Source organism: Streptomyces sp. NPDC050439 (assembly GCF_040655335.1).
Taxonomy (GTDB): domain Bacteria; phylum Actinomycetota; class Actinomycetes; order Streptomycetales; family Streptomycetaceae; genus Streptomyces.
This window is the reverse complement of sequence record NZ_JBFAJT010000004.1, coordinates 89,431-101,247: the sequence shown is the minus strand read 5'-3', so window position 1 is coordinate 101,247 and position 11,817 is coordinate 89,431. Positions and strand designations below refer to the sequence as shown.

At 71.7% G+C, this 11,817-nt stretch carries 12 protein-coding genes; 6 read left to right on the top strand and 6 right to left on the bottom strand.

Annotated features, from left to right (window positions below; all coding sequences use genetic code 11):
* Window positions 1–95 precede the first annotated feature (95 nt).
* A complete protein-coding gene (locus AB0I66_RS17790; protein ID WP_363208798.1) occupies window positions 96–620 on the top strand; it encodes a peptidoglycan-binding domain-containing protein in 525 nt (174 codons plus the stop codon).
* Window positions 621–700: 80 nt separating this feature from the next.
* Here the strand turns inward: AB0I66_RS17790 and AB0I66_RS17785 are convergent, their stop codons facing one another.
* Together AB0I66_RS17785 and AB0I66_RS17780 are read right to left on the bottom strand one after the other, a co-directional pair.
* Complete coding sequence (locus tag AB0I66_RS17785) at window positions 701–1,219, bottom strand: DUF3017 domain-containing protein (protein WP_363208797.1); 519 nt, start codon at window positions 1,217–1,219, stop codon at window positions 701–703.
* A 19-nt stretch (window positions 1,220–1,238) separates the two neighbouring features.
* Window positions 1,239–2,114 (bottom strand): bifunctional methylenetetrahydrofolate dehydrogenase/methenyltetrahydrofolate cyclohydrolase, encoded by an 876-nt coding sequence (locus tag AB0I66_RS17780; protein WP_363208796.1) that lies wholly within the window; start codon window positions 2,112–2,114, stop codon window positions 1,239–1,241.
* A 266-nt stretch (window positions 2,115–2,380) separates the two neighbouring features.
* Between AB0I66_RS17780 and AB0I66_RS17775 the strand changes: the two genes are divergently transcribed.
* The 3 genes from AB0I66_RS17775 to AB0I66_RS17765 all read left to right on the top strand — a co-directional run bounded on the left by AB0I66_RS17775 (window position 2,381) and on the right by AB0I66_RS17765 (window position 4,021).
* Window positions 2,381–3,004 (top strand): hypothetical protein, encoded by a 624-nt coding sequence (locus tag AB0I66_RS17775; protein WP_363208795.1) that lies wholly within the window; start codon window positions 2,381–2,383, stop codon window positions 3,002–3,004.
* Between the two features lie 124 nt (window positions 3,005–3,128).
* Window positions 3,129–3,881 carry an FHA domain-containing protein gene (locus AB0I66_RS17770; protein WP_363208794.1) on the top strand — a complete coding sequence of 251 codons (753 nt, stop codon included), beginning with the start codon at window positions 3,129–3,131 and terminating at the stop codon, window positions 3,879–3,881.
* The gene (locus tag AB0I66_RS17765; protein ID WP_363209423.1) at window positions 3,878–4,021 is read left to right on the top strand and encodes a hypothetical protein; all 144 of its coding nucleotides are present in this window, start codon (window positions 3,878–3,880) and stop codon (window positions 4,019–4,021) included. The genes AB0I66_RS17770 and AB0I66_RS17765 overlap by 4 nt, the downstream gene beginning before the upstream one ends.
* 136 nt (window positions 4,022–4,157) lie before the next feature.
* Here AB0I66_RS17765 and purH read toward each other — a convergent pair whose 3' ends face one another.
* Together purH and purN are read right to left on the bottom strand one after the other, a co-directional pair.
* Window positions 4,158–5,726, bottom strand: a complete 1,569-nt coding sequence (gene purH / locus AB0I66_RS17760; RefSeq protein WP_363208793.1) for a bifunctional phosphoribosylaminoimidazolecarboxamide formyltransferase/IMP cyclohydrolase — start codon at window positions 5,724–5,726, stop codon at window positions 4,158–4,160.
* Window positions 5,723–6,352: a phosphoribosylglycinamide formyltransferase gene (gene purN, locus AB0I66_RS17755; protein ID WP_363208792.1), complete on the bottom strand. Its 630-nt coding sequence runs from the start codon at window positions 6,350–6,352 to the stop codon at window positions 5,723–5,725. Before purN ends, purH begins: the two co-directional genes overlap by 4 nt.
* Before the next feature lie 227 nt (window positions 6,353–6,579).
* Between purN and AB0I66_RS17750 the strand changes: the two genes are divergently transcribed.
* Entirely contained in the window at window positions 6,580–7,410 is an 831-nt protein-coding gene (locus tag AB0I66_RS17750) for a hypothetical protein (RefSeq protein ID WP_363208791.1), read from the top strand.
* Window positions 7,411–7,694: 284 nt separating this feature from the next.
* Here AB0I66_RS17750 and AB0I66_RS17745 read toward each other — a convergent pair whose 3' ends face one another.
* A complete protein-coding gene (locus AB0I66_RS17745) occupies window positions 7,695–9,296 on the bottom strand; it encodes a DUF6350 family protein (protein ID WP_363208790.1) in 1,602 nt (533 codons plus the stop codon).
* Between the two features lie 150 nt (window positions 9,297–9,446).
* Here AB0I66_RS17745 and AB0I66_RS17740 point away from each other — a divergent pair, with 150 nt between their 5' ends.
* A complete protein-coding gene (locus tag AB0I66_RS17740; RefSeq protein ID WP_363208789.1) occupies window positions 9,447–10,670 on the top strand; it encodes a helix-turn-helix domain-containing protein in 1,224 nt (407 codons plus the stop codon).
* 245 nt (window positions 10,671–10,915) lie between these two features.
* On the opposite strand, the gene sucD is transcribed toward AB0I66_RS17740, so the two are convergent.
* Window positions 10,916–11,800 (bottom strand): succinate--CoA ligase subunit alpha, encoded by an 885-nt coding sequence (gene sucD, locus AB0I66_RS17735; RefSeq protein WP_160506736.1) that lies wholly within the window; start codon window positions 11,798–11,800, stop codon window positions 10,916–10,918.
* Window positions 11,801–11,817 lie beyond the last annotated feature (17 nt).

Here is an 11,817-nt window from a genome sequence, read left to right as displayed (position 1 = left end):
CACCGACCGACCATCGGCACCCGGCAGTTCGGGGAGGGCTCGACGGGGGACCCAACGGGGGGACCCGGGCCCCGCCCCGGGAAGGGGACAGACCCATGTCATTGCGCAAGAAGGCCGCCACGGCCGCAGTCATCGCCGCCCTCGGCGGCGGCGTCGCTCTCGGCACGACCCCGGCATCGGCCGACGCCGGCTCCGGCTACGTCTCGGGGCAGGGATCCATCAACGACGACTGGGGCGACGAGGGCCTGCTGAGCACGACGTCGCACGCGCACAGCAACGCCACCGCCCTGTGGCAGGCCGTCCTGTGGGCGGACGGCAACCTCGCGTACTCCGGCGTGGACTGCTGGTTCGGCAGCGGCACGAAGACCGCGACCCAGAAGTGGCAGCGCGCCCGCAACCTGCCGGACGACGGCATCGTCGGGAAGAACACGTTCGGCAAGAACGACAGCAAGCTGAGCTTCAGCCACTACGAGGGCAACTTCGAGATCCACAAGTACGACGGCACCAAGCACGACTTCTGGATCAAGCGCACCAAGGGCGGCGGCGCCCACTACATCCAGGTGAGCACCAGGGTCGGCTTCAAGGCGGCGTCCTACACCTCCGCCTCGGCCTGCGGCTGATCCTCGCCGCGACACGACGGTGGCCCGTCCTCCTCCGGGGGAGAGGACGGGCCACCGTCACGTCCGCGTGCCGTCCACCCCTAGGTGTCGATCGTCCGATGCAGCGCGTCGCCCAGGAACGGGAGCTGGAGCCACGGGTTCGGCTGGGCCATCAGCGCGAGGAGCACGATGACGACGCCGAGCGCCCCGTACGTGACCATGTCCGTGAAGCGCGACCGCACCGCCAGCATGCCGACGCCGGGCAGCGCCCACCGCATGACGGCACCCGTGACCAGCGCGAGGCCGATCAGTATCGTGCCGACGCGGAACACGTCGAAGGCCGTGAGCAGCAGCCCGAGTCCCACCATCGAGAGCACGGTGAGCAGCGGCCACTGCCGGGCGGGCGCGGGGGCATCGCCGCCCGCGGCCCGGCCGCCGCCCTCGGGCCGCGCGGTGTCGCGGGTCAGGAGCGGAAAGCGCCGCGTGGTCTTCCTCGGCCCTTCGGGACCGGGGGCGCTGACGGCACCCTTGGCCTCGGTGTCCTCCACGGCCTCGGCCTCCGTGACGTCGGCCTCCGTGACATCGGCCGGTGACGCCCCTTGCTCAGGTTCGGCGCTCATGGGCTCACCCCTTCCCGGTTCAGCTCGCGGCAGCGGAAGTGGCGGTCGCGGCGCGCTCGGCCGCCTCGACGACGTTGACGAGCAGCTGGGCACGGGTCATCGGACCGACACCGCCGGGGTTCGGCGAGATCCACCCGGCGACCTCGCGCACGCCCGGGTGCACGTCGCCGACGATCTTGCCGGTCTCGTCACGCGAGACGCCGACGTCCAGGATCGCGGCGCCCGGCTTCACGTCCTCGGGCTTGATCAGGTGCGGCACACCCGCCGCGGCCACGATGATGTCGGCCTTCTGGAGGTGGAAGGCCAGGTCGCGCGTGCCGGTGTGGCACTGCGTCACCGTCGCGTTCTCCGAGCGGCGGGTGAGCAGGAGCGGCATGGAGCGGCCGATCGTGACACCGCGGCCGACGACCACGACCTCGGCGCCGTTGATCTCGACGCCGTGCTGGCGGAGCAGCGTGATCACGCCGTTGGGCGTGCAGGGCAGCGGCGCGGGCTCGTTCAGGACGAGGCGGCCGAGGTTCATCGGGTGCAGGCCGTCGGCGTCCTTGTCCGGGTCCATCAGCTCCAGGACGCGGTTCTCGTCGATGCCCTTGGGGAGCGGGAGCTGCACGATGTAGCCGGTGCACTCCGGGTCTTCGTTGAGTTCGCGGACGACGGCCTCGATCTCCTCCTGCGTCGCGGTCGCGGGCAGCTCGCGCTGGATGGAGGCGATGCCGACCTGCGCACAGTCGCGGTGCTTCCCGGCGACGTACTTCTGGCTGCCCGGGTCGTCACCGACCAGGACAGTCCCGAGGCCGGGCGTGAAGCCCCTCTCCTTCAGGGCCGCCACGCGGGCGGTCAGTTCGGACTTGATCGCGGCTGCGGTGGCCTTGCCATCGAGAATCTGGGCGGTCATGACCCCATCTTCCCGGATGAGACCCGCCCGGTACCAATCAGGTCGCCCACGCGGGCCGACTGTGTCTCAGCTGTGTCCCGAGACCTGACCAGCTCTGTTGCACTTGCACAACGCATAGGGAATGCGGCTGGACAAATAAGCCTGGCCTAAAGAACGATATGCGGCACAGTGCCGCGGGCAGTGTCGGGGGGACGGACCGCATCTGTAGAACTTTCCTCCGTGATGTGCCGCGTCGTCCCCGCACTACCCGACGGAGGAAGACCGCCATGAGTTACGGCGACCCGAACAACCCTTACGGGCAGCCGCCCCAGCAGCCCCCGGCCGCTCCCGGATACGGCTACCCCCAGGCCCCGCCCGGCGTCCCGCCGCAGCAGGGTTACGGCTACCCGCAGCAGCCGGCGTACCCCGGCTACCCGGGCGGCAACATGATGCAGCAGTCGATGCCGGGGCTCCTGGTCACCGCGCGCGTCTTCCTGTTCCTGATCTCGGCCGTGCAGATCCTCTTCGCGATCATCTACCTCTACGTGGGTGCGATCGCCAGCGACGCCGGCGACAGCGGCGAGGACCTGGGCCTCAGCGGCATGGGTGAAGCAGGGGACGCCGTGGCCGGTATCGCGATCATCGGCGCGCTGATCGCCGGCGGCCTCGCGGTGCTCTCGATCATGCTCGGCGTGAAGTTCAGCCGCGGCGGCCAGGGTGTCCGGATCACCACGGTCGTCTACGGCGCGCTCGGCGGCATCGTCGGTCTGATCGCCCTCTTCGTCGGCCTCGACTCCGGTCTCGCGACCGCCATCATCGGCCCGCTGATCTGGGTCACCTTCGCCGTCATCATCACGATCGCCCCGGTCGTGCCGAGCGGCACCGCGTGGTTCAACCGCCCCCGCTACTGAGGCGAGAAACCACCGCGCACCACACGCGATCCACACCCACGGGCCGTGCTCACCCTGTCGAGGGGGGCACGGCCCGTGGGTTATCGCCCTACGCTGACCACGTCGGGCGTGAGGGGGACAGGCCTTGTACAGCATCATCGTCGTGCCGCCACGGACAGCGGAACAGCAGGCAGCGGGCGAGGCCCAACTCCGCCTCGCCCCGGGCGAAAGGCTCACCTTCGGCAGATCCGCCGAGGCCAACGACCTGCCCATCGACCACGAGGGCGTCTCCCGCGCCGCCGGCGAGATCACCGCGCACGGCGCCTTCTGGATACTGAGCAACCTCAGCGCCCGCCAGACGTACGTGGTGGAGAACCCCGAAGGCGCCGGCGAGCACATCAAGGTCGGCCCGGGCCGACTGGACGCCCCCGTCCCCTTCGAGTTCTCCAGGATCGTGCTGCCCGCGGCGGGCGAGCTGCTGCACCTGGAGGTGTGGGCGCCGCGCCACGACTACCTGCGTGACCGGGACCGCGCGGGGCTCGTCGGGGCCACCACCCGGCCCGCCTTCTCCGTCGACCGCACCAAGCGGTACTTCGCCGTCCTCGCCGCCCTGTGCGAGCCCCGCCTGCGCGGCGCCCCGCATGCCCCGCTGCCCACCGTCGAGCAGGTCGTGGAGCGCCTCAGGCCCGGCTGGCCGTCGGCGAACCGCGCCGCCGTGCAGTGGAACATCGACTACCTCGCGGTCAAGCTCCGCCTCAAACCCGGCCCCGACACGGCGGATTCAGGACCGCGCCTCAACGGCAAGAAGGAGTCACTGGTCTCGCTCGCACTGCGCTTCGACCTCGTACGCGAAGAAGACCTCGGCGTCCTGATCCCGCCCCACGGCGACGGCCGATGAGTGACGGGGCCTACGCCGTCGACGTACCGAAGGGTTACCGCGTCGGCCCCTGGACCGTGCGGAAGCCCCTGGCCAGCGGCGCCTTCGGAAGTGTCTACACCGCCCGCCGAGCCGTGCCCGCCGACCCTCAGAAGTCCTAGGTACCGCCCCGCCCCGAGCGCCGTCATGGTGGGCACGTGCCGTCAAGGGGGGCGGCACGGCAGGGGGGCGCCTGTGAGACGGCGGTGGCCGCGGCCTTGGGGGAAGGGCGCGGCCACCGTGCGGAGCAGCGGTTGATCAGTGGAAGAAGTGGCGCGTACCCGTGAAGTACATCGTCACGCCCGCCTTCTTCGCGGCCTCGACGACCAGCTCGTCGCGGACCGAACCGCCCGGCTGCACCACGGCCTTGACGCCCGCGGCGGTCAGGATCTCCAGGCCGTCGGGGAACGGGAAGAACGCGTCCGACGCGGCGTACGCACCGTGCGCGCGCTCCTCGCCCGCCCGCTCGACGGCGAGCTTCGCGGAGTCGACGCGGTTGACCTGACCCATGCCGACGCCGACCGAGGCGCCGTCCTTGGCGAGCAGGATCGCGTTGGACTTCACCGCGCGCGATGCCTTCCAGGCGAAGGCGAGCTCGGCGAGCTCGCCCGCGTTGAGGGCGTCACCCGTGGCGAGCGTCCAGTTGGCGGGGTTGTCGCCGTCGGCCTGGAGGCGGTCGGTGACCTGGAGCAGCGCGCCGCCGTCGATCTGCTTGACCTCGACCGTGTTGGACGGGGCCTGGTGGGCGCGCAGGACGCGGATGTTCTTCTTCTTGGTGAGGACTTCGAGCGCGCCGTCCTCGAACTCCGGCGCGACGATGACCTCGGTGAAGATGTCGGCGACCTGCTCGGCCATCTCCTTGGAGACCGGACGGTTGACGGCGATCACGCCGCCGAACGCGGAGAGCGGGTCGCAGGCGTGCGCCTTGCGGTGCGCCTCGGCGACGTTCGCGCCGATCGCGATGCCGCACGGGTTGGCGTGCTTGATGATCGCGACGCAGGGGTCGTCGTGGTCGTACGCGGCACGGCGCGCGGCGTCCGTGTCCGTGTAGTTGTTGTACGACATCTCCTTGCCGTGCAGCTGCTCGGCCTCGGCGAGGCCGCCATTGCCGTCGACGTAGAGAGCGGCACCCTGGTGCGGGTTCTCGCCGTAACGCAGGACGTTCTTGCGGGCGTACGCACTGCCGAGGAACTCGGGGAAGTCCGTGCCGTCCGACGCGTAGTCGTCCGCGAACCACGAGGCGACCGCGAGGTCGTACTCGGCGGTGTGGCGGAACGCTTCGGCGGCCAGGCGCTTGCGCGCGGTCAGGTCGAAACCGCCGTCACGGACGGCGGCGAGCACGTCGGTGTACCGGTCGGGGCTCGTGATGACCGACACCGAGGGGTGGTTCTTGGCGGCGGCGCGGACCATCGAGGGGCCGCCGATGTCGATCTGCTCCACGCACTCGTCGGGCGTGGCGCCGGACGCGACGGTCGCCTTGAAGGGGTAGAGGTTCACGACGACCAGCTGGAACGGCTCGATGCCGAGGTCGGCGAGCTGACGCTGGTGGTCCTCCAGGCGCAGGTCGGCGAGGATCCCGGCGTGCACGCGCGGGTGCAGCGTCTTGACCCGGCCGTCCAGGCACTCGGGGAAGCCGGTGAGCTCCTCGACCTTGGTGACGGGCACCCCGGTGGCGGCGATCTTCGCGGCGGTCGAACCGGTCGAGACGAGCTCGACGCCGGCCTCGTGCAGCCCGCGCGCGAGCTCCTCGAGCCCGGTCTTGTCATAGACGCTGATGAGCGCGCGCTTGATGGGGCGCTGCGAACCGTGCGTACCTTCGGCGGTCACGGGATAAGTACCTTTCGTCCCTCAATGCGGTAGCCGTTACGGGCCAGACGCCCCACGACATCGACGAGCAGCCTTCGCTCGACTTCCTTGATGCGCTCGTGCAGAGCGCTCTCGTCGTCCTCATCCCCGACCGGGACCACGCCCTGGGCGATGATCGGGCCGGTGTCGACGCCGTCGTCGACGAAGTGGACGGTGCATCCCGTGACCTTCGCGCCGTACGCGAGCGCGTCGCGTACGCCGTGGGCTCCCGGGAAGCTGGGCAGCAGGGCGGGGTGCGTGTTGACGAACCGGCCGCCGAACAGAGCGAGGAATTGCTTCCCCACGATCTTCATGAACCCGGCCGACACGACCAGATCGGGCGCGTACGAGGCGGTCGCCTCGGCCAGCGCCGCGTCCCACTCGTCGCGGGTCGCGTGGTCCTTCACCCGGCAGACGAAGGTGGGAATCCCGGCCTGCTCGGCGCGTTCGAGCCCCGCGATGCCGTCGCGGTCGGCGCCGACGGCGACGATCTCGGCGCCGTAGCCGGCCGTCCCGTCCGTCGCGATCTTGTCGAGCAGAGCCTGCAGATTCGTGCCTGATCCGGAGACCAGCACGACCAGGCGCTTGGCCACAGGGCTCTTGGCCACAGCGGGGCCCTTTCTGGGGAGGTGCGTCTTTGTAGGGTCGTACAAAGGCTTCGCATCTTCCGATACGGGGAACTCTACGAAGCGGCCGACCGTCAGCAACGATACCGGCACACGGTGCGGCCCCTCACGGGACGGGGGCGCGGCCGGAAGGTAGCGTCTGCACCAAGACGTCACATGACGTCACGCCGTCCAGAAGCTCGCTCGACCAAGGGGAAGACGCACACCTGATGCCGGACCGTAGCCTCCGCCTTCCGCTGTCCCTCGCGTTCGGACTGACGCACGCAGGGGGGCGCGGCTCGACGCTGCTGCGCGACGGCCGCCCGTCGTCCCCGCCGCAGGACTCCCAGGACTCCGGAGGGTCCGATTCCGCGGGCGGCTCGGGCGGCTCGGGCGGCTCCGGGTCCTCGAAGGACGACAATCCCTTCGCGCCGCCGCCGGAGGGAACCCCGGACCAGCCGTGGCGGCCCCGCCCCGGCAACGGCGGCGACAGCCCCGACGACAAGGGCCGTTCCCCCTGGGGCAGCCAGTGGAGCGACCGTCAGCCCGGCCGCTCCCAGGGCGGCGGCTTCGGCGAGCGCCCCGGCAAGGAGGGCGGCGGCCAGGGTCCCGACGGAGGCTCCGGGCCCGGCTCCGGCATGCGCTGGGACCCGACCGACCCGGCCCAGCGCCGCGCTCGGTACGCCCTGCTCTCCGGCATGTGGGCCTTCTTCTTCGCCCTCTTCGGCTGGCGGTACGTGGCCCTGCTCCTGGGCGCGCTCGCGCTGCACTGGGGCATCAGCTCGCTGCGGTCGAAGCCGAAGCAGCCGGATCCGACGGCACCGGCCCCGCAGCAGCCGGCGGCCGATCCCGCCGGCACGAAGCCGCAGACCACGGCGGCGGTCAGCGGCCTGGTGACGGCGTCGCTCGCGCTTGCGATGGTGGCGGCGACGTTCGCGGCACAGATGGTGTACCGGGACTACTACACCTGCGTGAACGACGCCCTGACGAGCCAGTCGAAGCAGGAGTGCAATGACCTCCTGCCGGAGCAGCTACGGCCACTGCTGGGGGAGCGGGACTGAGCCTGGCCGGGGGCCCGGGCGGACGACCTCTCCCAGCTTTGCGCCGCGCGCCCTGAGCGCCGCTTCGCGGCGGATCTTTCCCACCCTCCCAAGCAGCCGCGCGCCCTGAGCGCCGCTTCGCGGCGAATCTTCCCGCCCACCCACCCGATTGCCCCCCGGGTAACGGGTGGGTGGGCGGGAAAGCTTGTGCCGCGAAGCGGCGGCTTGTCGGCGAGCGCAGCAGCAGGGTGACGCCCCACGGCCCGGGCTGCCCGCCCCGCAGGGGCAACGGACCACCCGCCCCCTCAAGCCCCCGGCGGTCTCTCCCCGCCGGCATCCCGCAGGGCCGCCCACCGCGCCTCGCGCGACGCGTCGTCGTGCCAGTCCTCCACCAGGTCCGACCCCGCCGCAGGCATCGGCGCCTGCGGCAGGAAGTCGTACGGCTCGAACGGCTCGAACGCATCCGGTGCGGGCGAGGGCTCCGGAGGCTGCGGCTCCCGGCGGCGGCGGGGAAGGCGAGGCAGCCGCAGACGAGGAGCCCGCAGCCGCAGCTGAGGGACCCGCAGCTTCGGCAACCGGAGCCACGGCAGGCGAGGCGTAGCCCTGCGCGTCCGCAGGCGCCAGGACCGTACCGCCAACGCGAACGGCACACCCACCACCGCCGCCCACCCCAGCGTCGCCGCCCCCGTCTGCCACCACACCGGACCGAACTCGGCCAGGACGGCCACCCCCATCGGGCCGCCCGCCAGCGCCGCGAGTCCCGCCATGAACACCCCGCACAGCGCCGCCGCCGCCACGGCGACCAGCGCCGTCCGGCTCCGGGTCCACGCCTCGCCCCGCTCGCCGGGGACAGGCGCCGCCGCCTTCGCCGTGAACCACGCGAGGGCGAGCCCCCCGGCCACCGGCACCGCGCCCGCCGCCCACGTCAACGGCGTACCGGGCCCCTGCGCGGGCAACGCCGCGAGCAGCGGGAACTCCGGCAGCATCGGGGCCGGGCTCACGGCCAGCGGCCCCGCCACACTCCCCGTGCCGAGCGCGAAGCCGGGCCCGAGGCCGTACGCCGCGCCCCACACCGCCGCGTTCGGCACCAGCGCCACGGCGAGCAGCAGCACCGCCAGACGCCCCGACCACACATCCGTGACCTGCGCGAACGACGCCCTCGCCAGGCCGCCGTGCAGCACGAGCGACACCGCCACCAGGAGCGCTCCCCCGCCGACGAGCACCGCCGTCCCGGCCGACGCGGCCCGCGTGACGGCGCGGACGTGCCGGCGTACGAGGAAGGGACGTACCGCCGCGGGCAGCGCGCGCAGACCGCCCCGCACCACACCCGGCAGCGGCTGCCGGGGCCGCCCCACCGCGGTCCACACCCCCACCGCCGCAGCGCAGGTCACGACCATCGGCAGGTGCAGCACAGCGCTCGGCCACGACGGCCGCAGCTCGCCCCCGGCCGCGTACAGCGTCGCGGCGGCGCCGACCAGCAGATAGCCGCCGACCACCCCGACCCACGCGGTCCGCGGCGCCATGCCGCGCTCCTCGGGGTCCGCCGCGTCCCGCGCGGCACGGTGTGCGAGCCAGCCCGGCAGCACCATCAGGAGCAGGGGCGTGACGCCGACCGGCGCAGGGGCCCCGGAGACCGTGTCCGTGCGGATCAGCTCCGTGCCGTGGGCGATCAGCCACACCGCGGCAGCGACATGCAGCGCTCCGTCGGGCCCGCTGTCGGGATAGGGCGAGCTGATCCAGAGGACCATCACCAGGACGGCACACGAGCCCAGGCCGAGCCCGGCCGCGACAGCACCGCCGAACAGGCACGTCGCCAGTCCGGGTGAGCGGTCCCGGAACCGTTCGACGAGCGACTTGAGGGGCGGCAGCGGTGAGCTGCGGTCGGTGAGGTGAGTCACACCGGCCATGCTCCCAACGACACGCGCTTTCTCCCTGTAACAGGCGAATACCCGATGTGTCGCACAAGATACGTTTATGTACTTTTTCGTACGACGGACCGGCCGCGCCCGGCTGCCCGCCGCACGAACGCCCACGGCCCACGGCGCGGAGAGTCCGACATGACCCAGAGCCCTGCCACACCGTTGCCGTCCCCCAAGGAACGCCGACGTCTGCGCGAGGCGAAGTCCCTGAGCCAGGCCGAGATCGCCGCCCGGGTGGGCGTCACCCGGGAGACGGTCCGCTCCTGGGAGGCGGGCCGCTCGAAGCCGCGCGGCCGCAAGCGTGACATCTACGCGAAGCTGCTCGCCGAGCTCGCGAACGAGCAGACCGTCACGAGCGAGCGTGCGGGCGAGCGTTCCGCACGGCGCCCCAGCTGGGCCCGGGACGCGCCCCCCGCCATCGACGCCAAGGACGGCAAGTCCCCCGCGCGCATCCCGGTGGGCGCGGCGATGAACGGCCACACCCGGCCGGAACCGGTGGTGCGAACACCGCCCGCACCTACGCCCGAGGCCGAGCCCGATCCCTCCAGGCCCCCCACGGGAGCCACCACCCCCGCCGAAGCCTTCGACACGCTCTGCGTGACCTGCGCCCCCGGCCTCGTACGCCAGACCTACCTCCTCACCGGCCGCCGCACCCTCGCCCAGGAATCGGTGGAACGCGCCTTCCAGCTCGCCTGGCAGCGCTGGCCCGAGGTCGCCGTGGACCGCGATCCGGCGGGCTGGGTGCGCGCGGCGGCGTACGAGTACGCGATGTCCCCCTGGCACCGCCTGCGCCCCACCCACCGGCACCCCGACGCCCCGCCCGCGGAGGCGGCCGACCGCGCCTTCCTCAAAGTGCTGATGAGCCTGCCGCCCGCGCAGCGCCGCACCCTTCTGCTCTACGACGGCGTGGGCCTCGACCTGCCGGAGACCGCGGCCGAGACGGAGGCGAGCACGCCCGCGGCGGCCAACCGGCTGCTGAACGCGCGCGAGGCGATCGCCGAGAGGCTCCCCGACCAGGCGTCGGACCCCGAAGCCCTGCACCAGCGCCTCGGCGAACTGTGCGGCGCGGAGAAACTGCGGCCGCCGAACGCGGCCCGGGTACGCACCGGCAGCGAGCACCGCGCCCGCTTCTGGACCCGCGCGGCGATCGCCTTCACCGCCCTGATCGTCGGCGCGACGGCCCTCACCCTGAGATCGGCCCCCACGCACTACGAACCACCCCAGACCCCGGGCAAGGCCATCAGCGGCATCCCCCCACACATGGGCCCCGCCCACCTGACCTACGCGGACCAACTCCTCCACAAGAAACTCCGCGAGGACCTGTCAAGCGGCCCAGAAAGACTGACACCCCAGGCAAGATGAAGGACGCCCGACAGGGGGCGCGGGGAACGGCGCAGCCTGTTGGGGGCGCGGGGACCAGCGCAGCCAGTTGGGGGCGCGGGGAACGGCGCAATCTTTCAGGGGCGCGAGGAACTGCGCAGGCTTTTCAGGGGCGCGGGGAACTGCGCGACGCCAGCCACGGCCGGCCCGCAGACAGACAAAAGAAGGTGGGCCCGCATCTCACACAAGGGAGATGCGGGCCCACCTTCAAAAGCTCAGCCCAAGCTTCAGCCGGCCAGAATGGCCCGCGCAAGCTTCGCCGTCTCGGTAGGCGTCTTGCCCACCTTCACACCGGCAGCCTCAAGCGCTTCCTTCTTGGCAGCAGCCGTACCGGAGGAACCGGAGACGATGGCACCGGCGTGGCCCATGGTCTTGCCCTCGGGCGCGGTGAAGCCGGCGACGTAACCGACGACCGGCTTCGTCACGTTGGCCTTGATGTAGTCCGCCGCACGCTCCTCGGCGTCACCGCCGATCTCACCGATCATGACGATCAGGTCGGTGTCGGGGTCGGCCTCGAACGCCTCGAGGGCGTCGATGTGCGTCGTGCCGATGACGGGGTCGCCACCGATGCCGACGGCGGACGAGAAGCCGATGTCACGGAGCTCGTACATCATCTGGTACGTCAGCGTGCCGGACTTCGAGACCAGACCGATGCGGCCCGGCTTCGTGATGTCGCCCGGGATGATGCCGGCGTTCGACTGACCCGGGGTGATGAGACCGGGGCAGTTCGGGCCGATGATGCGGGTCTTGTTGCCCTTCGACTTCGCGTACGCCCAGAAGGCGGCGGAGTCGTGGACGGCGATGCCCTCGGTGATGACGACCGCGAGGGGGATCTCGGCGTCGATCGCCTCGACGACGGCGGCCTTGGAGAAGGCCGGCGGCACGAAGAGGACGGACACGTTGGCGCCCGTGGCCTCCATGGCCTCCTTGACCGAACCGAAGACCGGTACCTCGGTGCCGTCGAAGTCGACCTTCGTGCCCGCCTTGCGCGGGTTCACGCCGCCGACGATGTTGGTGCCGTCACCCAGCATGAGCTTGGTGTGCTTCATGCCCGTGGCACCGGTCATGCCCTGGACGATGACCTTGCTGTCCTTGTTGAGGAAGATAGCCATGGTGGTGTCTTAACCTC